The sequence below is a fragment of the Roseibium sp. genome (assembly GCF_048260565.1).
Lineage (GTDB): Bacteria > Pseudomonadota > Alphaproteobacteria > Rhizobiales > Stappiaceae > Roseibium.
In genome coordinates this window covers 292336-312145 of the sequence record NZ_JBLXGP010000003.1, presented here as the reverse complement: position 1 = coordinate 312145, position 19810 = coordinate 292336, and the positions used below count along the sequence as shown (strand labels likewise).

Sequence of the window (19810 nt, the reverse complement as noted above, 5' to 3'; positions counted from 1 at the left end):
ATCAGGACACTCACTTCAGGCCGAAAGACGAAGGGCCGCGCCGAGTTGGGCGCGCAGGTCCCCGATGGGACCGTTGACGAGGCGGGTTCCGGTTTCACGCACGACGACGGTGGGAACCGACCTCACCTGCATGCGCCGGGCAAGATGGCGGTCGGCGTCGACCGCGCTCCGCGTAGCGGGATCGAAAACTGCGCGCCGGAAACGGTCCCGGTCGAAGCCCAGGTCCGACGCAATATCGAGCAGACCATCCATGTCGGCGACATTGCGCGCCTCCGTGATGTGCGCAGCCTGGATCGCATCGAACATATCCCAGTGGGCGTCCTGCCCGGACAGACGTTCCGCCGCCTTGCAGAAAAGGGCTGCGGGCAGTCCGTAAGGATAGTCAAAGGCGGCCGCGCGCATACCGTCGATGTTGAACAGCTCCGGCGTGTCGCTTGCCGCCCGGCAGGCAGCCCAGTGACCGAGGATCGTCTCCTTGGCCTGGTCCATGGAACCGAACACCGCGATCATTTGCTCCGGACTGTCCTGCAGCACGAAGGTCCGATGGCGCACCTCAATGTCGAACTCGCCGGCAACCACCCGCAGCCGTGGCGAGATGTTGAAGCACCAGCCGCAGACGACGTCATGGAAGAAATCGACCGTCAGCCCCATCACGCCACCTCCCGCACGAGCAGCGTATCCGGGTTCGCGGCCAGCCGCGCAGCGATTTCCGCCACATGGTGTCCCTGGAACCGGGCGCCGGCGAGATCCGTCTCCGACGGCCGGAGCGAGCCGTCGCCGCCGGCCACCGTACCCGCGCCATAGGGCGACCCGCCGACGATCTCGTCGATGCGCATCTGCCCCTGGAAGGTATAGGGCAGCCCGACCACCATCATTCCGAAATGCAGAAGCGGTACATGGGTGGTCAGGACCGAGGCCTCGTGACCGCCGTGCTGGGACCCGGATGAGGTGAACACCGATCCGACCTTGCCGACCAGCGCGTTTTTCGCCCACAGGCCGCCGGCCATGTCGAGGAACTGCTTCATCTGTGCGGCCATGGATCCGAACCGGGTCGGCGTGCCGAAGATGATGGCGTCGTAGTCGGGCAGGTCCGCCACCCGCGCTTCGGGCGTATCGTCTACCACGTAGCCTGCGCTTTCGCGCACGTCCTGCGGCACGGTTTCCGGCACCCGGCGGATATCGACGCTGACACCCGGCACGGAACGTGCGCCTTCCGCCTCCGCTTCGGCCAGGGCGCGAATGTGCCCGTAACTGGAATAATAAAGAACAAGAACGCGAGCCATTGTGAGCCCTCCGATATGTGCTGTTGCGATTGCCCGGAGGATAGGAAGGAAGCGGATCGGCAATAAGCGGCCGGGGCGAAAGTCACTCTTTACGTGGGTTGAAGAATATCAGCAGGTCTCTTTCAACGCTTCGGACAAATGATCGACGAAGGCGAGCGTGCGGCTGTCGGCCCCGTGGCGCGCCGCGATCACCGCATAGACATGGCGCTCGGAAAGCGACCAGTCCGGCAGGACCCGCACCAGCGCACCGCTTCTTTCAGCCTTGTCGGACAGGAACGACGGCAGCGATCCGATCCCGCGCCCGGCAATCAGCATGTCCCGCAGCACGAGACTACTGCCGAGCCGTATCCTGGAGGTCAGGGCGTGTTCGTGGGACCCGCCCGGCCCGGTCAGCATCCAGCTTGCCGGTGCGTCCGACATCAGAAAGCTGACGGTCTCGTGACCGGCAAGTTCCTCCGGCGTTGCCGGCGCTCCGTGGACTTCAAGATAGGTGGGCGAGGCAAACAGGCTTTGCCTTACCGTCGCGATCCTGCGGGCGCGCAGGGCGGAATCGGGAAGCTCTGCCCGCACACGGATCGACAGGTCGTAGCCGCCTTCGACCATGTCCACGACCCGGTCGTCGAAGGCAAGCACCAGTTCAAGATCCGGATAGCGATCCATGAACGATGGAAGCAGCGGGGACAAAACCTCCAGACCGAAGGAATAGGGCGCGTTGATCCTGAGCGTTCCGCGCAAGGATCCCGCACCCGACCGCACCCGGTCCTCGACCCTGTCGAAGGCATCGAGCAGCCCCCGCGCCTCCTCGTAATAGACTTCGCCATGCTCGGTGAGGGACATGCTCCGGGTGGTCCGGTTCAACAGCGTGCAGCCGAGACTGTCTTCCAGCAGCTTGATGTCCCGGCTCAAAAGACCGGCCGAAATGCCGAGGTCTTCGGCCGCCTTGGCGAAGCTGCCGCGCTCCACGATCCGGCAGAACGCCTTCATCACCGAAAGCCTGTCCATCGATTATGCCGCTTCCCGAATCCTGTAAACGCAGCGTCGGCCACCCGACAACAGATGCTCTTCTCGGGTCAGGTTGATATCCGGACCCAGCAGCTCCTGGAACAGCGCCATTTCGGAGCGGCAGAACCCCTGGCACATGGTGGCCGCCGCGCAGATGGAGCAATGACTTTCGATCAGGAGATAACCGTCGTCTTCCTGCTCGACGCTGGCCATATAGCCTTCGCGGCTGCGCAGCTCGGCCAGGATCTCCAGCCGCTCGCCGAGGCCGGCAGCCGCCTTCAGTTCCTTCGAATAGGTCTTGCGGGCGGTTTCCTGCCGGTGGGCGATCAACCTGTCGATCCCCTCCTGCCCGTAGAGCTCCTTCATGCCCGACAGAAGCCCCGTGACCAGTCCGGAATGATTGTCGGGAAAACGTCCATGGCCCTTGGGAGACAGCGACCAGACCCGTTTCGGCCTGCCGACGCTGCCCTTCCGGTCCTCGAATTCGACCAGATCCTCGGCCAGCAGTCCGTCCAGATGCTGACGGATGGCAACAGGCGTCACGTCGAGGCGGCTCGACAGGTCGCCGGCCGTCTGCGGGCCGGACGCTTTCAGCGCATTCAGAAGACGGGTTCTGGTACGATCGGACATGACATGTTTGTAACACGACCCATCGATTATAAGAAGATTTTGCTTTTCAAATGCGGCGTGAGGTCACGGCCTCTAAGGTACGGACAAAAATGACCGGCGGAACGAAACGTCAGAAAGAAATGCGCAAGGCCCTGCGGGCGCTGCTGCCACGGGTACCGATGGCGGATGCGGAGGCGATCCTCGGCTTTGCCCTTGCCGGTCATCTGCGCCACCTGCCCCCATCGATCGCGCTGTGGCAGGCCACGACAAGCCATGTCCGTCATGCCCACACCGGCTACGATGCGCTGCTTGACGATGGCTATGACCGGGACGCCGCCCGGTTCTTCGTCATCGACGACATGAACAGCGTGCTGGAAGACTGGGGCTCGGCCCGGCGGATCTCCGCTGAAGAGGACGGGCAGGACCCGCCGGGCTGAGCTTGCCTGTCGCTGATTAGCGGCAGGTTTCCAGGATCCAGAGGAAAGCCAGCGGCACCATGGTGAGGGCCGGAACGATGATGGCCGGATAGCCGATGAAATAGATCGCCAGCATCCAGGTCAGGAACAGGTTGCCGGCGAACCAGTACTTCGCTTCTTCCGCGCCATACATGGCATCGCGCAGAAACAGGTTGAAGATCGGCACCAGCAGTAGAAGGCGAAGAACAAGCGCAGGCTTTTCAGCCGTTTGAGACGACATGAGCAACTCCGGTCGAGTGTGGAAGAAAGCGCCGGCGGGAGAGCCGGCGTCCGTGTTTCAGGGAAACTACGGATAGGGCTTCTACCTAGCGACTCGCCTTGCGCCCTTCACTGCGGCACATGGACCGCTCCCTGCGGCAGATGGCCTCGGGCGCAAATTCCCGGCTTGCAAATCCGGTTCTTGTTAATCTCAAGACGCAGCTATTTAAACAGGGAAAGAACTTTTTCGATCAGTCCCTTTCTGGGTGGCGGGACAATACCTTTGAAGCTGACGAAGTCGGCGGCTTCCAAAGCCTGATCATGACGGAACTTCAGAGAGACAGCGGCGAGGTCCAACGGAATTTCGAAAATATAGTCGCAGCTATATTCCTCGTCACCTTCGTTTTCTTTTTCCTGGTTTTTGAAATGCTCTGTCCGAATGGCAGAATATTCCGGAGGCAGATCGCCCGTCTCCGTCAGATTAAAAATGTCATCTCCATCGCCCGCGTGAGTGACCTTCCATATCAACGCGCCATTCGACCAGTATTGCGCCGACGCCCACATCACGCTTTCAACGACTTCGCAGGCAATCACATCCACATTCTGTGATGCGCTTTGAAGCAGAGCAGCATTCTTTTCGACAAAAGCTGCGTCTTCCAGCCACACAAGCGTCCAGTCGGACCCTTTCAGCATCCCGAGCCAAGAATCGGTGGGCACCCAATCGCCGGAACCGTCCTCTTCGAGATCAAGGGACAGGTATTCCGCCGCTTTTTCCACCGGACAACGGAGCCCGAGATAACAGATGCTAAAGCCCATGCCGTGCCCACCCCGAATTATCGATAATCGCAATCGTGACTATCAGACCGCAACACGTCTCTTTCAAGCGCCGGGAGTGTAGATCCACTGTTCGGGGATATGCGCGGTCACGGCTTCTCCGGCCTTGATCGCCCCGGGCTTTTCCACGAAACCCACCAGGCCGCGCAGGCGGCGGGCCTTTTGCGGAAACAGCAGGTCCAGGCCTTCGCGGCCCGGCACGTTTTCCGCGATCGCTCTGCCTGCCGCCCGGCAGGGCGCATTGTCGCCGTCGATCCGGATTACCGCACCGCCGTCGAAGACAAGCCGCGTGCGCGGCGGAATGAGCGACAGGCTCGGCAGTCCTTCGATGACGATATTGGCGCCGATCCATTCCGGCTTCAGGTCTTGGAGGTCCATACGCTTTGCGATCTCGGCCAACTCCTCCACCGAGAGAATGGAAATCTGCCGCTCGTTGACCATCTGCGTACCGCGCGGATACCACGGCTCACGGCCGCCGGACAGGCGCGTGAAGCCGCTGTGCCGGTCGCCGGGAATCCCCTCGAAGATGAGATCCAGTTCGTCGCAGGCAGTGGTCTGGAAATCCTCTATGCCTTCGGTCCGCAGCACTTGGGCCACCGTTCCGGCCAGCTTGCGCGCCCGCGTCAGCTTAAAGCTGTCCGGCAGGCCCGTCTCAGAATCGCTCATGGTCAATCGCCCTTCCATTTTACCCCGTCATAGCGCGCCGGGCGACCTGCCTCCAATGAAACATGTTGATCCGATCATCGCCCGGGAAAATGGATTTCCACGGACAGTGAATGTCTTGCGCATGCCCCCGGTCTTTAAATCCACGCCGGATAATCCGCCCGGTGTGCAGAACCGCACGGGCGGCCGGAGACTCTGCTTACTATACCATTACTTGCAATTATATATTATACTATCGATAATTGCATTCGACCGATGTGCACGGAGGAGAACGCAGTCATGACGATCACGATCACACTGACGGACGATACCGGACTGATAAGCGACAAGGCGACGGCCTGGGTCGCGGGCTGGATCAATGCCGGCGACAGCAGCCTGCAGGTCTTGAACAGCGCGGGCGAATTCGCCGCCCTGCCCACCGACGGGAAGGTTCCCTTTTTTGCCGTGGCCGATATCCCGAGCATCACGCTCGATGTTGCCACCAACGGCAACGACCGGCTCCTGTTCGTCGTTTCCAAGGACACACCCTCCGGCCTGACCGTTACCAGCCATAATCCGATCCAGTTCACCCAGTATCCCTACGTGGATCCGCCGGGGGTCTCCTCGCCCGGACCGTTCGATGTTTTCGAGTTCGGCATGGACGCCCAGTTCGACCTGAGCGCGGTCAACGGCTTCGCTCTTAATTTGCGCTTTTCCGCGCCGGACGGCTCGAGCGGCACTGTCGACTACGGCGTCACCAAGGGGGTGACCCGGGCGCAGATCGCCAGCGCCTATAAGGCGTTCATCGCGAACGAGACAAAGGCGTTTGCGGGAGCCGGCGATTTCGGTGAACTGCTTTACGACGCCCCCATCAGTTCCGGCGCTTACCAGCCCCCGTTGGTGGCCGGGCAGTATTTCGCGATCTGCGATCCGAACGACATGCTGGCGGCGAAAACGGCGAACTATACCTCGACCACGACGGACCCGCTCGCCACCTTCTGGGACAAAACTTTGACCGACTTCTTTGCCGAGGGAAACATCCTCAGCATCAACCTGTCCGCCAATCCGACCGATCCGAATATCTATGGCGGCATGGCCCATAAGCACACCAACCCGGTGACGGGCGTGGCCTCGACGGCGTATCAGCTCAGCAACGGTACAAACACCTATCTCTATTTCCTGCCGCTCGCCAAAACCGGCGATGCCGCTCCGGGTCTGACCGGCGCCCAATATGTCTTCCAGCAGGCCTTCGGCAACCTGACCCCGGCGGGCAGCGCGGGTGACGCGGGCCTGCTGCAGGATGCCATCTGGGAAGCCCTCTGCCGGGGCGTCGCCCAGGACGGGGTCATGATCGCACTGGAAGACACCGGCACGGCAACCGGCTTCAGCACCACAAAATGGAACGACTGGAAAAACTGGTACAAGGCCGGTCGGGCCTGCCATTTCTACGGCAAGTTCCTCCACTGCAGCGACATCGACGGCAACGACTCGCGCATTAGCGGCAAGCCGCCGATCTTTTACGGCGGTGCTGCCTATGGCTACAGCATGGACGAAGATCCCCTCGGTCCCTATTCCGGCCCGACCGTCCCGTCAAAAACGCCGTTCAACGTAAGCGCGGGCACGGTTTCTGTGACAGTGGGGGCGTGGTCCTAGGTTCAATCGTCAGTCAGGTTTCGGACGTGCCGGAAAACACCCGTTTGCCTCACGCCTCCTCGAACATGCCGCTTGGAAAACCGTCGATGCTGACCTGGTTGTTCTCGCGCTGGTAGGCCTCCATTTCCTCCGGTGTTTTGGCGGCGGCCCAGTTCTCGATCGACTGGCGCTCGCCCTGATAATCGTAGAGCGGCACGCCGTAGCCGCACGAGGTCTGCACCAGATCGAAATCCAGCCGGACGATCTGACGCGCGCCGAGCGGTTCCTCGCCATCGAAGACACTTTCCAGCAGTTCCGCATAAGCCGCTGTCCCGTGGCGCAGGATCTGCCCCTTGCCGTAAAGCCGCATGATCTGCGGCGGGCCGTCGACGGCGCAGAACATAATCGTCATCCGGTTGATTTGGCGCAGATGGGCCGCGGTCTCGTTGCCGCTGCCGGTCCGGTCCATGTAGACGACCGTGTTCGGCGACAGCACCTTCAGCGCCGTCGTCGGCCGCGGCGACACGTTCACCCGGCCCGTGGGCGCCGCCGTCGCGGTGAAGAAGATATACTGACGCTCGATAAACGCGCGGTGCTGATCGGATAGTTCGGAAAACTGTTTGGCCATCTGAAATCTCCCGGTTTTCACCGCGAGAGTGCCGCCGGGAGACAGGCCCGGCAAGGCTGGAACTTCACAAAATCGTTCGTTTCCGGCCAGACAATGAAAAACGGCGGCCCGATGGACCGCCGTCGCACATGAGCCGGAAGGGTATGCAGCCCTATTCCTTGGTCTCCAGAAAGAACTTCTCGCCATTCACCTCGATGAACTGGCGGCCGTTCTCGTCGACCTGGATTTGCGGCTGGCCAGCGGCAGGCTGGGCCTCCGCCGGAGCCGAAACGCTTGCCGCCGTGGCGGTCGGCGCCGGCGGGGTGCCCGGTTGGGCGGGTTCGGTCTGCAACACTTGTCCGGAGCCGGGTTGCGGCGGGGCAAAGCCGCCTGCCGGAACGCTCGCGGCCGAAGCATCGGGGGAAACCGGGCCCGGTTGGGCCGGGTCACCGGCCGCTGGCGCAACTCCTTCTCCCGGGGCCGGCTGCGGATAGGCGCGACTGAACAGAAGTTGTGTCTGCTCCGGCGTCAGCTTGCCGTCCGGCACGTCCGGGATGCTTCTCTGGAATTCCCGGATCGCCTGTCGGGTCCTGCGTCCCGGCGCGCCATCGACCGGCCCGGCGTTGTAGCCGAGGGTGTTCAGGGCATCCTGAATGTCCATCCAGTAGGCGCGTTCCTCCGCAGACCTGCCGGGTGCCGGCGCGCGATAGGCATGATTTTTTCTCTTGGCCAGCTGATTGCCGACAATGGCCCCGGCGGCAAATCCGACGATCCCCCCGGCAATGACACCGCCCGCGTTGCCGGCCCGGACAGGCGTGGCCGCGAGCGCAAAGGAAGACAGAGCCACCCCGAGCGCGGTGACGATACTGGTTGCCTTGATCATTCCGGTTACCTTCCTTCCCTTCCGATCTGCCCCACGACACCCGTTGCAGACGAGAGTAACGCGCAAAACCATAAATTGCTACGAGCCCGCAGGTTGCATTCGATCAGGTTTTCACCGGGTCGCAACAAAAAACGGCGGGCCATTTGACCCGCCGTTCTTAATATTCGCGTCCGCTTTGACGATCAGCGCGTCAGCGGCTTGTACTTGATCCGGCGCGGATCGGCGGCGTGCGCCCCGAGGCGGCGGACCTTGTCCTTTTCATAGTCCTCGAAGTTGCCTTCGAACCATTCCACGTGGCTGTCGCCTTCGAAGGCGAGCATGTGCGTGGCCAGACGGTCGAGAAACATACGGTCGTGCGAGATGATCACGGCGCAGCCGGCGTAGCTTTCCAGCGCGTCTTCTAGGGCTGCCAGGGTTTCGGTATCCAGGTCGTTGGTCGGCTCATCGAGCAGCAGCACGTTGGCGCCCTGCTTCAGCACCTTCGCCAGATGCACCCGGTTGCGCTGGCCGCCGGACAGATCGCCCACCTTCGCCTGCTGGGCCGGGCCCTTGAAGTTGAAGGACGAGCAATAGGCGCGGGAGTTGATTTCCTTGTCGTCGAGGTAGATCACCTCGGCGCCGCCGGAGATTTCCTCCCAGACAGTCTTGGTCGGGTCGAGCTTGTCGCGCGACTGGTCGACGTAGCCCATGTGCACCGTGTCTCCAACGATGATCTCGCCCGAGTCCGGCTTTTCCTGGCCGGTGAGCATCTTGAACAGGGTCGACTTGCCCGCACCGTTCGGACCGATCACGCCGACGATGCCACCGCGCGGCAACTTGAAGGAGAGATCGTCGATCAGCAGGCGGTCCTCGAAGCCCTTGGAGACATTCTTGACCTCGATGACGTTGGCGCCGAGGCGCTCGCCCACCGGGATCAGGATCTGCTCGATGGTCGGCAGACGCTCTTCCTGTGCGGAAAGCAGGTCCTCATAGGCCCTGATACGCGCCTTGGACTTGGTCTGGCGGCCCTTCGGCGACATGCCCATCCACTCGCGCTCGCGCTCGATTGCCCGGTTGCGGGCCATATCCTCGCGGCCTTCCTGGATCATGCGCTTGGTCTTCTTTTCCAGATAGACCGAGTAGTTGCCCTCGTAAGGGATACCGTGGCCGCGGTCGAGTTCCAGGATCCAGCCGGTGACGTTGTCGAGGAAGTAGCGGTCGTGGGTGATGATCAGGACGGAGCCCTTGAACTCGCGCAGATGCCGCTCCAGCCAGTGAACGGTTTCCGCGTCCAGGTGGTTTGTCGGCTCATCGAGCAGGAGCAGGTCCGGTTCGGACAGGAGCAACTGACACAGGGCCACCCGGCGGCGTTCACCACCGGACAGGTTGGTCACCTCGGCATCTTCCGGCGGGCAGCGCAGCGCTTCCATCGCCATGTCGACCTTGCTTTCCAGGTTCCACAGGTCTTCCGCGTCGATGATGTCCTGCAGCTTGGCGCCTTCCTCGGCCGTTTCGTCCGAGTAGTTCATCATCAGTTCGTTGTAGCGGTCGACGATCGCCTGCTTGTGGGCAATGCCCTCCATGCAATTCTCGCGCACGGTCTTGGTCGGATCGAGCTGCGGCTCCTGCGGCAGATAGCCCACGCGTGCGCCTTCGGCGGCCCAGGCCTCGCCGGTATACTCCTTGTCGAGCCCGGCCATGATTTTCAGAAGCGTCGACTTACCGGCCCCGTTCGGACCCAGGATGCCGATCTTGGCGTCCGGGTAGAAGGAGAGGTTGATGTTGTCGAGGACTTTCTTGTTGTTATAGGCCTTGGAGAGGCCATGCATGTGATAGATGAACTGGCGCGCCATGGGGCTCCGCATCTCCGCAGTTTGGAATTTTCGGGATTCTTCGCATGAAATCTGGGCGCCCTTTTACGCGATCAGGCGAAAAGGGGCAATGCGTTTGGGTCGTATTTGGGGATTTGGCGAAGTTGTAGCAAGCGGACGCACGATTTATGGCCTGCGCACTTTCCTCCTTCTTGCCGTGACCTCTCATCACGGAACCCTTTGCCATCGAGCGACAGAACAGTATGGATTGCCGGATCAGGTCCGGGCAGGACGGAGGAGAGCCGGTGAGCCTACACTTTTAGCACATGCGACCCAGACCTTGCCTGCTGACACAAAGCTGGGGCTACACACTGTAAGGAAGCCACTTTCCACCACCCAAGGGGCGCTATCTTAAGAACTACTACCTATGCGAACAAAATTTGCACTGAGGCAATTAGGTTACAGCCAGAGGCAAGCTTCCATAATATAATTCACCCAACGTCAGCCAAACAAAGTCACGCGTAGATTATGGAGGTCGATATGAACAGGTATCATGGAAGAAAGGTCAGCCTCGGCATTGCCGCGGCATTTATGTGCGGAACAGCCCTTCTGTCCGGCAGCGCAATGGCTGCGGATCTGCCGGAAACCTACAATTACAATACGGCTCCCGGTTTCACCTGGTCCGGACTTTATTTCGGTATCAACGGCGGCATCGGCTGGGCGACCAGCCGGCACACGGATTCGCTCGGCACAACCACCGGCGACTTCGATCAGAGCGGCGGCCTGATCGGCGGCACGATCGGCTACAACTGGCAAGTGAACAATATCGTCTTCGGTATCGAAGGCGATTGGGACTTTGCCGGCATAAACGGTTCGACCACCACATCCTGCGCCGTCGGCTGCAAGACAGACCTGACCTCGTTCGGCACGTTGCGCCCGCGCATCGGTTATGCCTTCGACCGGTTCATGCCCTATGTCACCGGCGGTCTCGCCTGGGGCCTGATCGATGCCGGCCAGCCGGGCTTCTATAAGTCGAGCTGGGAGGCCGGCTGGACTGTCGGCGCCGGCGTCGAAGCGGCGTTTACGCAAAACCTGTCGGCCAAGCTGGAATATCTCTACGCGGATCTCGCTGACGGCGGCTACAGGGTGGCAATTCCGGTCAACGCCAGCGAAAAGGACATCAGTATCCTGCGCCTTGGCGTCAACTATCGCTTCAGCGGCAATCCGTTCGGCAATTAAGTCCGACGGGAAGATATGAGACGATGCAACGGCCACCGACCGGGCTCTACCGGTCGGTGAAAGTCCAACAGCCGAAACCCCGGTGCAAAACGCCGCCGGCTACGGCTGAACAATCCAGCTACCGCTCAAATAACTCCTTATTCTCAGACTGCTGACAAAACTCCCCCCCTCTCCGTCGCCCCCCGAACAGGCGAAGCGCAAGCCGGGGCTGGCGAGGCAAAAGCCTCACGACTTCAATAGATTAGACAACCGAAGCCGTGGCTCGCCGGTCCCGGATCTCCGCTCACGCTGCTTCCAGGATGACCAAATCGGGGTTTGTCATCAACCACTCCCTATTCTGAAGGCCTTCGTCCGCGCCCCAACCGTGGGGGCAGCCTGACCGAAAAGCGCGAATCCCTGCCTCTCCTCTTCTTTGCAATCTCTTCAGCCTCGCGCTTGCGCGCACTAATATAACAAGTTATATAACTGCCTATCTAACTGGAGGCGAACATGACCGAAGACATCGTGCGCCAGCTCGGCCACATGACGCTGGGAACCCGCCTGAAGCGGATCGGCGAGCGGTTGCAGACGCAGACACAGACGCTGATTTCGGAGCAGGAGAGCCCGGAGGCCGGATCGGTCAACTCCCCGGTCCTCGCCGCGCTGTCCCGCAACGGCCCCCTGAGCATCGGAGATCTGACGCAGGCCATCGGCCAGAGCCAGCCGGGCATTACCCGCATGGTCGGCAAGCTGAAGGCCCGCGGCCTTGCCGAGATCGTGTCCGATCCGGTCGACCGCCGCATCTCAAAAGTTTCGCTGACGCCAGCCGGAGAGGATCTGGTCAGACGGCTGGAGGAAGGCGCCTGGCAGACGGTCGAAGCCGCCGTCACCGACGCCTGCGAAGGCCTGTCCGGCTCGCTCCTGGAGCAGCTCGGCCAGTTGGAAGACCGGCTTGCGGCCCGTCCCCTGCCCCGCCGGGTGCGGGTCCGGGTCAAGGCGCGCTAGCCAGCTTGTAATGTAACGGAGCACCTCACATGGAAGACGCCCTCGACACCGCCGTCTGGACCGCGCTCACAACACGCCACAGCCGATTTGCCCTCGGCGCCGGACAGGCCCGGCGCTTCGATCCGGACGTCGCCCCCTTTGCCGCCGCATTCGATGCAAGTGCGGAAAGTCTGAGCGATCTCGGCGACCTGCTCAATAACGGCGAAACCGATGTTTACCTTCTGCAGCGGGCCGACATCGCCCTGCCGGACACGCTGACCGCACCGATGACGGCCCCCGGCGTGCAGATGATCAAACGGCGCACCGGCGCGGTTCTTCCGACCATGGAGGGGGTCACCCGCCTGACAGAAGCCGATATCCCCGAGATGCGCACGCTTGTGGAACTGACCAAACCGGGACCTTTTCGCGCGCGGACCTTCGAACTCGGCGAATTCTGGGGCATCCGCATCGACGGACGGCTCGCGGCCATGGCCGGTGAACGGCTGAAAGTGCCCGGCTTTACCGAGGTCAGCGGTGTCTGCAGTCATCCGGATTTCAGAGGCATGGGCCTTGCCGCAGCACTGTCCGATTTTGTTGCAAGCCGCATCGAGGCCCGCGGCGAAACCCCGTTCCTGCATGCCTTCGCCAACAACGAAGCCGCGATCCGGCTCTATGAAAAACTCGGTTTCGAACTGCGCTGCGGGGTCAATGTCGCCGTTCTGGCTAAGGGCGCGTAATCGGCAGAACGGTTCAGCGCTTGTCCTTGAGATAGCGTTCGAAGGCGGCAAGGGTGGTCTCGGACACATAGTGCTCGATGCCTTCCGCATCCATTTCGGCTGCGTCTTCCGGCACGCCGACGGCTATCAGCAACTCGACCACGAGCCGGTGGCGGGCGCGGACCCGCTCGGCCATCTCCGCGCCTTCCTCGGTCAGGAAGACGCCGCGGTAAGGTCGAGAGACGGCCAGCCCTTCCCGCTTGAGCCTGGCGACGGCCTTGGTCGCGGTCGGGTGGGTCACCCCCAGACAACGGGCAATATCGGTGATGCGCGCTTCGCCGTGCTCCTGCAACAGGTCGGCGATCAGTTCGGTATAGTCTTCAAGCAGAGCGGAGGCACGGGCGGAGCGAGCCTGGTTGAACCGGTCCGCGGCTTCGGCTTCCACGAGCTCAGTATTATCTTCCTCAGGCGGCTGTTGGCTGTGTTTCCTGGCCAATGGTCCGAAGTCCCCGTTCCGGCATAATTTCATACGTCGCGACTCATATTGCAGCCTTGGCTACAATTTGCAATCAGCAGGTTCACTTTCCTATCATTGTTTGCAGATGCATTTTTAATTTGTCTATTGACAGAAGTGTAGCCTCGGCTTCATTTGAAGGAAAATCAGAGTGAGACGGGCCCTGCATGTCGTTTATCCCGGACAAAATATCCATGAGCGAACGCACGACGGCCGCGATCGGGGAAACCCTCGCCGGCCGACGGCGCGGTATGCGCTCCGCACTTCTGTTCGCCGGACCTGCAATCATCGCCTCGATCGCCTATGTGGATCCGGGCAACTACGCCACCAACATCCAGGCCGGCGCAGGCTACGGCTACACGCTGCTCTGGGTGGTTCTGATGGCCAACCTGATCGCGATGCTGTTTCAGGCGTTGTCCGCCAAGCTTGGCATCGTTACCGGCCGCAACCTTGCGGAAATGTGCCGTGAACAGTTTCCCGTTCCCGTCGTCTGGGCCATGTGGGCCGTCAGCGAAGTGGCGGCGATGGCGACCGATCTCGCCGAATTCCTCGGCGGGGCAATCGGACTGGCGCTCCTGTTCGACATGCCGCTGATGGCCGGTATGGTCGTCACGGCGATCGTTACCTACGGCATCCTGATGTTCGAGAGCCGCGGTTACAGGCCCATGGAGCTGATCATCGGCGCGTTGGTCGCCGTCATCGGCCTCTGCTATGTGATCGAGATCTTCATCGCCCCGATCGCCTGGGGCGAGGCTGCCTATCACATGGTGCTGCCGAACATTCCCGACGCCGCAGCGCTGACCATTTCCGTCGGCATTATCGGCGCCACGGTCATGCCCCATGCGGTCTACCTGCACTCCGGCCTGACCCAGAACCGGGCGCCCGCGCGAGATCAAAACGAACGCCGCAAGCTGTTGAAATACTCCAATATCGAGGTTGTTCTGGCGCTCGCCGTCGCCGGCATGGTCAACATGGCCATGGTGATGATGGCCGCCAGCGCCTTCCACGCCGGCCACAGCGAGGTCGCGGAAATCGAAACCGCCTATCACCTGCTGACACCGCTCCTCGGCGGTGCGGCGGCCGCCGTCTTTCTGGTCTCGCTGATCGTCTCCGGCGTGTCCAGTTCCGTGGTCGGCACCATGGCGGGACAGATGATCATGCAGGGCTTCGTACGCTTCTACATTCCGATCTGGGTGCGCCGGCTCGTCACCATGGTACCCGCGTTCGCTGTGGTCGCCATGGGCGTCAATGCCACGGATGCGTTGGTTCTCAGCCAGGTCGTCCTCAGCATCGCCCTGCCGGTGCCGATGATCGCCCTGGTCCTGTTCACGCGGAACCGCAAACTCATGGGCGAGTTCGCCAACCGCCGTATCACCGATATCCTGGCGATCGCCGGCTCGATTATCGTGCTGTCCCTGAACTGCGTCCTGCTTGCCCAGACCTTCGGTGTTGAAATCCCCGGACTGCCGGCCTGACAACCGGTTGCCCTTACCGGTCCCCCTTCACCTGTCCCTGAAGCCGTACCAGAGATAGGCGCCCTGCAGATAGGCCTGGCGCAGTGCCGGGAACGGGAACCGGTCGAAAGGCTGCGAGACGGCTGCCGGCAGGTCCGCCTGTTTGATCTTGCCCAGCGCCAGGTCCGCGATCTTTTCTCCCGACAGCGATGCCATGGCGATGCCGCTGCCGTGCCAGGCCATGGCGGCAAAAACCCCCTCCATGTCCGGTACGGGACCCACATAGGGCGTCAGGTTCCTGGTCAGGCAGACGTGCCCATACCAGGAATACTCCGTTTCCACATGGCGCCACTCGGGGAACATACGGTCGAAATCCGCCCGCCCCCGGCGCTGCGTGGCATTCAGCGCCTGCTCCGTTTCGAAGATCCCGCCACGGGTTCCGAACAGGAACCGCCGGTCCGGCAGAAGGCGAAAATAATGCAACAGGGTGCGCGTGTCGGCCGCCATCAGATCCGAAGTCCAGCCCTGTGCCCCGAGTTCGTCTTCGGTGAGGGGCCGGGTCACCACGACGCTCGACATCGCAGGCAGCGTCCTGCCGAAAAGCCAGTTCGGCACGTCTTCACGTGCATAGCCGTTGCCGGCCAGGATTACTTTCCGGGCGATAACCGATCCGTCCGGCAGAGCGAGAAACCAGCGGTTCGCGTCCCGCTCGATGGCTTCTACGGGGGAACGCGAAAAGATCCTCCCGCCTTTCTCCCGCACCTTGGCCGCAAGCCCCTGCACATATTTCATCGGGTTCAGCGCAAACCCGAACGGCACATGAAGGCCACCATGAAATTCGGGACCGGCAATGCCCCGTTCGGCCAATTCGGCCCTGGAATAGAGTTTCGGCTGATAGCCGAAATACTTTTTCAAGAACGCCGCTTCCTCCTCGAAGACCTGCAGCTCCGAAGGCCGGTGGGCCAGCATCATCTCGCCCTTGGAATGCCTGTCGACGTCCAGCTTCCAGGCATCCAGGCGCTTTGCCACCTTTTCCATGGCCTCGATCTGGTAGAGAACGAATTTCCGGGCTTCCGCGAGACCGTAGCGCTTGATCAGATCGCCTTCGGAAAGCTTCGTGCCGCCGAAACAGCAGAAGCCGCCGTTGCGCCCGGACGCCCCCCAGCCGACCCGTTTGGCATCGAGCACGCAAACCGAGGCACCTGCCTCCGCCAGTCTGAGTGCAGCACTCAGACCCGTATATCCGGCACCGATTACCGCCACATCGAACTGGGCGCTGCCCATCAGCGACGGATCTTCGAAAATCTCCCCGACCGAAGCTTCCCAATAACTGCCGATATCGAGCGAACCGCCGTTTTTCCCTGGCATCATCGCGCCCCTAGAAACCCAGCCTGTCGCGAAGCGAGAACCAGGTCATGGCCAGGACCAGGAGCGGGAAGCGCAGCCGATCGCCGCCCGGAAACGCCGGTACGTTCAGCTTTTCGAACACGTCGAACCGGGTCGCCGTCCCGTCGATAGCCTCGGCGATCACCTTGCCGGCAAGCGTCGCCATTGCGACCCCGTGACCGGAGTACCCGGTCGCGGTCACCACATTCGGCGCGAGATGAGCAAAATACGGCATCCGCTTCGGCGTGATCGCCAACGTGCCGCCCCAGCCGTAGTCGATACGCGCGTCTGCAAGCTGCGGGTAGATCTCCAGCATCGGCTTTCTGACGAAGGACTTGATATCGTCCGGGAACCGGTAGCCGTAATTCTCTCCACCGCCGAACAGAAGCCTGCGGTCGGCGGACAGCCGGAAATAGTTGATGACGAACTTGCTGTCGGCGACTGCCACATTGTCCCGGATCAGGGCCTTCGCCTCGTCTTCCGAAAACGGTTCGGTGGCGATGACGAAATTGTTGATCGGCATCACGTGGGCGGCAGTTCTGCGGTCGAGCCGGCCGAGATAGCCGTTGCAGCCGATCACCAGATGTTTCGCCTGGACCGTCCCGTACTGCGATTTGACCGTGACCGTGTCGCCGCCCTCGTAGGAAAGAACCGTGGTCTCCTCGAAGATCCGGGCGCCCTTCGCCTCGGCCGCGCCTGCGATACCGAGCGCGAAGTTGAGCGGATGCAGATGGCCCGCCCCCATATCCAGAGATCCGCCGTAATAGGCCGGGCTGCCGACCATTTCCGACATCTCGTCCCCATCGACGAAGCGGATCTTGTCGTAGCCATAGGTCAGCCGCAGATGCTCGACGTACTCCATGCTTTCGGCAACGAACGACTTGCGGTGATCCGCGTGAAGGATGCCGGGCGTGTAGTCACAGGCAATCTCATGCGCCGCGATCAGGTCCGTGACGGCCTTCTTGGAGTCCTCAGCCAGGTCCCACAGGAGCTTGGCATGCGACCGGCCGTGCCGACGTTCCAGGACCGTCTGGTCCATGCGCTGGCCGGAGCCGACCTGTCCGCCGTTGCGGCCCGACGCGCCCCAGCCGACCCTGTGGGCCTCCAGAAGCACCACGTCATAGCCGCGTTCTGCCAGATAGAGCGCGGAAGACAGGCCCGTGTAGCCTCCGCCAACGATGCATACGTCGCACCGCAGGTCGCCCTCCAGCGCCGGATAATGCGTCTGCCGGTTGGCCGTCGCCGCGTAATAGGAGGGAGCGTGAACGCCTTTGGTATCGTTGGCGGTCAGAAGATCAAGCGAACTCAGCATGTGGGTACTCAAACACTCGACTGGACAGCATGGCGGCCAAAAGACTTACCAACACGAGTCCTTGGTAAGCCCCACATTCCATTGCTTTCAAGGGCATTGCAAGACCACGCCGCAAGGCCCTAAAGACGCAGCGGCATATCGCACTGTCGCGAAGAAAAAGAAAGACGGAGCCTGAAGAAAACCGCTTTTTTCAAGTTCCTCTCAAATCCGACAGCCAACCGAGGCCGTCTTCGATCACGCCTCGGGGACGATACTCGGCACCGATCGCGCCGCCGTAGCCGAGATCGTCCAGCAGCCTGACGATGTGACGGTAATTGACCTCACCTTGATCCGGTTCGCCCCGGTCCGGAACCCCTGCGATCTGCACATGGCCGATCAGCGGCAGGTGCTTCTTCAGGCGATGGCTCAGATCGCCCTCGATAATCTGAACATGATAGCAATCGAACATCAATCTGAGGCAAGGCCGTCCGAGTTCCTGAACGATCTGTGCCGCCTGCTCCGTGCTGCGAAGAAAATAGCCGGGGATGTCGCGCTGGTTGATCGGCTCGATCAGAAGCTGAAGACCGTCCTTTTCGGCCAGATCCGACGCATAGGTCAGGTTCTCCAGAAAACAGCGGTGCGCCGCCTCGCCTTCTGCCTGTCCGGCCATGATATGGATAAAGGAGGCACGGATGAAACGCGCATAGGAAACCGCTTCGCGGATCGCTTCCTGTGCCTCCGCCTCACGGCCCGGGACGGCACAAAGACCAAAGTCCTTTCCGGCCGGATCGCCGGGGCGCGTGTTCAGAGAAAGCATTGAAAGACCGGTCTCGGTGAGCGCCTGGTACACCTCGTCCGGGGCCGCATCATAGGGCCAGTGACACTCCACTGCGTCAAACGCGGCTTTCTTCGCCTGACGGATCGCATCCGGCAGCGAAAGATCCTTCCAAAGAAACCCGAGATTGGCTGAAAAACGCGCCATGATGCCCTCCGAAGACGTGAACCGGTATCCTTTCATACCGCGCTCCGTCGGCCCAGGAAAGAACGCCCCCGACACACCCGCGCCTTAGCGCAAAGGTTGCACAAAAACACCACAACCTTCCGTTGCGGAAAGCGTAAAACTGGCCTAATCGTCGGAATTTTAAATATAATTTCGAAATTTTAAACCCGCTCAGCTTGACAGCTTTTTCTATTTTAAATTTAAACGGAAGCGCAACTACGTACGTTTCGAGACGGATTTGGGTAGGGAATTATGCGTATTATTTTACTGGCTATTGTGGCCATGTTTGCGTCTTTGACGATGGCAACTGCCAAACAGGTCAAGGTACCGGCAAACAAAACGACTTATGTCGGCGTCCACGGCACCTTCAGTTCCGACACCTGCAGCGGCGGCACAATTCCCAAACTGAGTCTCGGCAGAAAACCGAAGCACGGCAAGGTCACGTTCAAGCCCGTCGGCGGCAAGTTGAGCGAAGGTCCCTGCAAGGGAAGCTATATGCGGGGAACCGGGGTATTTTACAGGCCCAACAGCGGTTACCGGGGCAGCGACAGTTTCTCGGTCGAATACCAGTACAACTACTTCGAGGGCGCTGCAAAATTGACCCACACGTCGAGATCCTACCGTATCGAGGTGCAGTGAGACAAAGAACCTGATTTCAGGGGAGATATATCGTTTGCGGCAGAACAGGTTCGGGGCAGGCCGACCGGCAGCGGCCGCAGCGCCCCTCTATCAGGCCCGACCGGACATCGGTCCGAGACCAGCATCAACGACCAAATGCATCTTAACCGATACGGGTGGTTTCCGCCCGTCCCGACTATGAAACATGGGGGCTTCATGTTCAGAATTCTTCCGGCAATCGCATTCCTGATCATATCAACGGCAACCGCCGCGGCCGCAGAACACATCACGGTCCGCGCGAACAGAACGGAGGGGTTGGGAAGCTATGTCGCCTACAACGGCGACATATGCAGCGGCCAGGGCGCTCCACACATGTACGTCGGTAGAAAACCGAAGCATGGCAAACTTACATTCAAGCCGGTCAGAACGAAGTTCAGTCAGGGCCGCTGCAAGGGCGTACCGGTCAGGGCGACAGCCGTTTATTACACGCCCGATCGAGGCTTCAAGGGCGAAGACAGCTTTTCCTTTTACTACACACACGACCTCTATGAGGGTGCCGCGGGCATCGGCTCGACCTCTTACTCTTTCCGCGCGACCGTGAAGTAAGCGGCCGTCGTACCTTCAAGCGCGATGAAGGAGCGAGCAGCCCCTTCATCCCATTTCGATCCCGATC

22 protein-coding genes are annotated in these 19810 nt (G+C 61.2%); 8 read left to right on the top strand and 14 right to left on the bottom strand.

Annotated elements, in window-relative coordinates; all coding sequences use genetic code 11:
* Positions 1-15: 15 nt before the first annotated feature.
* From ACN0SO_RS09675 to ACN0SO_RS09660, 4 genes are all read right to left on the bottom strand, one after another.
* Positions 16-651: a DsbA family oxidoreductase gene (locus ACN0SO_RS09675; RefSeq protein WP_417677000.1), complete on the bottom strand. Its 636-nt coding sequence runs from the start codon at positions 649-651 to the stop codon at positions 16-18.
* Positions 651-1283: an NAD(P)H:quinone oxidoreductase gene (gene wrbA, locus ACN0SO_RS09670; protein WP_417676998.1), complete on the bottom strand. Its 633-nt coding sequence runs from the start codon at positions 1281-1283 to the stop codon at positions 651-653. The genes ACN0SO_RS09675 and wrbA overlap by 1 nt, the downstream gene beginning before the upstream one ends.
* A 108-nt stretch (positions 1284-1391) precedes the next feature.
* Complete coding sequence (locus ACN0SO_RS09665; RefSeq protein ID WP_417676996.1) at positions 1392-2285, bottom strand: LysR substrate-binding domain-containing protein; 894 nt, start codon at positions 2283-2285, stop codon at positions 1392-1394.
* A gap of 3 nt (positions 2286-2288) precedes the next feature.
* Positions 2289-2915 (bottom strand): helix-turn-helix transcriptional regulator, encoded by a 627-nt coding sequence (locus ACN0SO_RS09660; RefSeq protein WP_417676994.1) that lies wholly within the window; start codon positions 2913-2915, stop codon positions 2289-2291.
* A gap of 89 nt (positions 2916-3004) precedes the next feature.
* On the opposite strand from ACN0SO_RS09660, the gene ACN0SO_RS09655 reads away from it, so the two are divergent.
* Positions 3005-3331 carry a DUF2293 domain-containing protein gene (locus tag ACN0SO_RS09655; protein WP_417676992.1) on the top strand — a complete coding sequence of 109 codons (327 nt, stop codon included), beginning with the start codon at positions 3005-3007 and terminating at the stop codon, positions 3329-3331.
* Positions 3332-3347: 16 nt separating this feature from the next.
* Here the strand turns inward: ACN0SO_RS09655 and ACN0SO_RS09650 are convergent, their stop codons facing one another.
* The 3 genes from ACN0SO_RS09650 to ACN0SO_RS09640 form a co-directional block, all read right to left on the bottom strand.
* The gene (locus ACN0SO_RS09650) at positions 3348-3590 is read right to left on the bottom strand and encodes a hypothetical protein (protein WP_346911760.1); all 243 of its coding nucleotides are present in this window, start codon (positions 3588-3590) and stop codon (positions 3348-3350) included.
* 200 nt (positions 3591-3790) lie between these two features.
* Positions 3791-4384, bottom strand: coding sequence for a hypothetical protein (locus ACN0SO_RS09645; protein WP_417676989.1), 594 nt, complete (start codon positions 4382-4384; stop codon positions 3791-3793).
* Between the two features lie 63 nt (positions 4385-4447).
* Positions 4448-5068, bottom strand: coding sequence for an MOSC domain-containing protein (locus ACN0SO_RS09640; protein WP_417676987.1), 621 nt, complete (start codon positions 5066-5068; stop codon positions 4448-4450).
* 276 nt (positions 5069-5344) lie between these two features.
* On the opposite strand from ACN0SO_RS09640, the gene ACN0SO_RS09635 reads away from it, so the two are divergent.
* Entirely contained in the window at positions 5345-6697 is a 1353-nt protein-coding gene (locus tag ACN0SO_RS09635) for a hypothetical protein (protein WP_417676985.1), read from the top strand.
* Between the two features lie 49 nt (positions 6698-6746).
* On the opposite strand, the gene ACN0SO_RS09630 is transcribed toward ACN0SO_RS09635, so the two are convergent.
* The 3 genes from ACN0SO_RS09630 to ettA all read right to left on the bottom strand — a co-directional run bounded on the left by ACN0SO_RS09630 (position 6747) and on the right by ettA (position 9998).
* Positions 6747-7304, bottom strand: coding sequence for a pyridoxamine 5'-phosphate oxidase family protein (locus ACN0SO_RS09630; RefSeq protein WP_417676983.1), 558 nt, complete (start codon positions 7302-7304; stop codon positions 6747-6749).
* Between the two features lie 151 nt (positions 7305-7455).
* Positions 7456-8166 carry a peptidoglycan-binding domain-containing protein gene (locus ACN0SO_RS09625; RefSeq protein WP_417676981.1) on the bottom strand — a complete coding sequence of 237 codons (711 nt, stop codon included), beginning with the start codon at positions 8164-8166 and terminating at the stop codon, positions 7456-7458.
* A gap of 182 nt (positions 8167-8348) precedes the next feature.
* The gene (gene ettA, locus ACN0SO_RS09620) at positions 8349-9998 is read right to left on the bottom strand and encodes an energy-dependent translational throttle protein EttA (protein ID WP_417676979.1); all 1650 of its coding nucleotides are present in this window, start codon (positions 9996-9998) and stop codon (positions 8349-8351) included.
* 498 nt (positions 9999-10496) lie between these two features.
* On the opposite strand from ettA, the gene ACN0SO_RS09615 reads away from it, so the two are divergent.
* From ACN0SO_RS09615 to ACN0SO_RS09605, 3 genes are all read left to right on the top strand, one after another.
* A complete protein-coding gene (locus ACN0SO_RS09615; RefSeq protein ID WP_417676977.1) occupies positions 10497-11195 on the top strand; it encodes an outer membrane protein in 699 nt (232 codons plus the stop codon).
* A gap of 489 nt (positions 11196-11684) precedes the next feature.
* Complete coding sequence (locus ACN0SO_RS09610) at positions 11685-12179, top strand: MarR family winged helix-turn-helix transcriptional regulator (RefSeq protein WP_417676975.1); 495 nt, start codon at positions 11685-11687, stop codon at positions 12177-12179.
* Positions 12180-12208: 29 nt separating this feature from the next.
* On the top strand, positions 12209-12895 hold the full coding sequence (locus ACN0SO_RS09605; RefSeq protein WP_417676973.1) for a GNAT family N-acetyltransferase: 687 nt from the start codon (positions 12209-12211) through the stop codon (positions 12893-12895).
* Positions 12896-12908: 13 nt separating this feature from the next.
* Here ACN0SO_RS09605 and mntR read toward each other — a convergent pair whose 3' ends face one another.
* Positions 12909-13403: a manganese-binding transcriptional regulator MntR gene (gene mntR / locus ACN0SO_RS09600; protein ID WP_417676971.1), complete on the bottom strand. Its 495-nt coding sequence runs from the start codon at positions 13401-13403 to the stop codon at positions 12909-12911.
* A gap of 179 nt (positions 13404-13582) precedes the next feature.
* Here mntR and ACN0SO_RS09595 point away from each other — a divergent pair, with 179 nt between their 5' ends.
* Complete coding sequence (locus ACN0SO_RS09595) at positions 13583-14863, top strand: Nramp family divalent metal transporter (RefSeq protein WP_417676969.1); 1281 nt, start codon at positions 13583-13585, stop codon at positions 14861-14863.
* A 27-nt stretch (positions 14864-14890) separates the two neighbouring features.
* On the opposite strand, the gene ACN0SO_RS09590 is transcribed toward ACN0SO_RS09595, so the two are convergent.
* From ACN0SO_RS09590 to ACN0SO_RS09580, 3 genes are all read right to left on the bottom strand, one after another.
* Complete coding sequence (locus ACN0SO_RS09590) at positions 14891-16210, bottom strand: NAD(P)/FAD-dependent oxidoreductase (protein WP_417676967.1); 1320 nt, start codon at positions 16208-16210, stop codon at positions 14891-14893.
* Positions 16211-16220: 10 nt separating this feature from the next.
* Positions 16221-17540 carry an NAD(P)/FAD-dependent oxidoreductase gene (locus ACN0SO_RS09585; RefSeq protein WP_417676965.1) on the bottom strand — a complete coding sequence of 440 codons (1320 nt, stop codon included), beginning with the start codon at positions 17538-17540 and terminating at the stop codon, positions 16221-16223.
* Between the two features lie 190 nt (positions 17541-17730).
* Positions 17731-18501: a hydroxypyruvate isomerase family protein gene (locus ACN0SO_RS09580; protein ID WP_417676963.1), complete on the bottom strand. Its 771-nt coding sequence runs from the start codon at positions 18499-18501 to the stop codon at positions 17731-17733.
* A gap of 318 nt (positions 18502-18819) precedes the next feature.
* Here ACN0SO_RS09580 and ACN0SO_RS09575 point away from each other — a divergent pair, with 318 nt between their 5' ends.
* Positions 18820-19158, top strand: a complete 339-nt coding sequence (locus ACN0SO_RS09575) for a hypothetical protein (RefSeq protein ID WP_417676961.1) — start codon at positions 18820-18822, stop codon at positions 19156-19158.
* Positions 19159-19353: 195 nt separating this feature from the next.
* Positions 19354-19743 (top strand): hypothetical protein, encoded by a 390-nt coding sequence (locus ACN0SO_RS09570; protein WP_417676959.1) that lies wholly within the window; start codon positions 19354-19356, stop codon positions 19741-19743.
* Positions 19744-19810: the final 67 nt, after the last annotated feature.

Bases quoted from the DNA above. Each gene is read 5' to 3' on its own strand.
- ACN0SO_RS09675 (WP_417677000.1), bottom strand. From the start codon at position 651: ATGGGGCTGACGGTCGATTTCTTCCATGACGTCGTCTGCGGCTGGTGC.
- wrbA (WP_417676998.1), bottom strand. From the start codon at position 1,283: ATGGCTCGCGTTCTTGTTCTTTATTATTCCAGTTACGGGCACATTCGC.
- ACN0SO_RS09665 (WP_417676996.1), bottom strand. From the start codon at position 2,285: ATGGACAGGCTTTCGGTGATGAAGGCGTTCTGCCGGATCGTGGAGCGC.
- ACN0SO_RS09660 (WP_417676994.1), bottom strand. From the start codon at position 2,915: ATGTCCGATCGTACCAGAACCCGTCTTCTGAATGCGCTGAAAGCGTCC.
- ACN0SO_RS09655 (WP_417676992.1), top strand. From the start codon at position 3,005: ATGACCGGCGGAACGAAACGTCAGAAAGAAATGCGCAAGGCCCTGCGG.
- ACN0SO_RS09650 (WP_346911760.1), bottom strand. From the start codon at position 3,590: ATGTCGTCTCAAACGGCTGAAAAGCCTGCGCTTGTTCTTCGCCTTCTA.
- ACN0SO_RS09645 (WP_417676989.1), bottom strand. From the start codon at position 4,384: ATGGGCTTTAGCATCTGTTATCTCGGGCTCCGTTGTCCGGTGGAAAAA.
- ACN0SO_RS09640 (WP_417676987.1), bottom strand. From the start codon at position 5,068: ATGAGCGATTCTGAGACGGGCCTGCCGGACAGCTTTAAGCTGACGCGG.
- ACN0SO_RS09635 (WP_417676985.1), top strand. From the start codon at position 5,345: ATGACGATCACGATCACACTGACGGACGATACCGGACTGATAAGCGAC.
- ACN0SO_RS09630 (WP_417676983.1), bottom strand. From the start codon at position 7,304: ATGGCCAAACAGTTTTCCGAACTATCCGATCAGCACCGCGCGTTTATC.
- ACN0SO_RS09625 (WP_417676981.1), bottom strand. From the start codon at position 8,166: ATGATCAAGGCAACCAGTATCGTCACCGCGCTCGGGGTGGCTCTGTCT.
- ettA (WP_417676979.1), bottom strand. From the start codon at position 9,998: ATGGCGCGCCAGTTCATCTATCACATGCATGGCCTCTCCAAGGCCTAT.
- ACN0SO_RS09615 (WP_417676977.1), top strand. From the start codon at position 10,497: ATGAACAGGTATCATGGAAGAAAGGTCAGCCTCGGCATTGCCGCGGCA.
- ACN0SO_RS09610 (WP_417676975.1), top strand. From the start codon at position 11,685: ATGACCGAAGACATCGTGCGCCAGCTCGGCCACATGACGCTGGGAACC.
- ACN0SO_RS09605 (WP_417676973.1), top strand. From the start codon at position 12,209: ATGGAAGACGCCCTCGACACCGCCGTCTGGACCGCGCTCACAACACGC.
- mntR (WP_417676971.1), bottom strand. From the start codon at position 13,403: ATGAAATTATGCCGGAACGGGGACTTCGGACCATTGGCCAGGAAACAC.
- ACN0SO_RS09595 (WP_417676969.1), top strand. From the start codon at position 13,583: ATGAGCGAACGCACGACGGCCGCGATCGGGGAAACCCTCGCCGGCCGA.
- ACN0SO_RS09590 (WP_417676967.1), bottom strand. From the start codon at position 16,210: ATGCCAGGGAAAAACGGCGGTTCGCTCGATATCGGCAGTTATTGGGAA.
- ACN0SO_RS09585 (WP_417676965.1), bottom strand. From the start codon at position 17,540: ATGCTGAGTTCGCTTGATCTTCTGACCGCCAACGATACCAAAGGCGTT.
- ACN0SO_RS09580 (WP_417676963.1), bottom strand. From the start codon at position 18,501: ATGGCGCGTTTTTCAGCCAATCTCGGGTTTCTTTGGAAGGATCTTTCG.
- ACN0SO_RS09575 (WP_417676961.1), top strand. From the start codon at position 18,820: ATGGCAACTGCCAAACAGGTCAAGGTACCGGCAAACAAAACGACTTAT.
- ACN0SO_RS09570 (WP_417676959.1), top strand. From the start codon at position 19,354: ATGTTCAGAATTCTTCCGGCAATCGCATTCCTGATCATATCAACGGCA.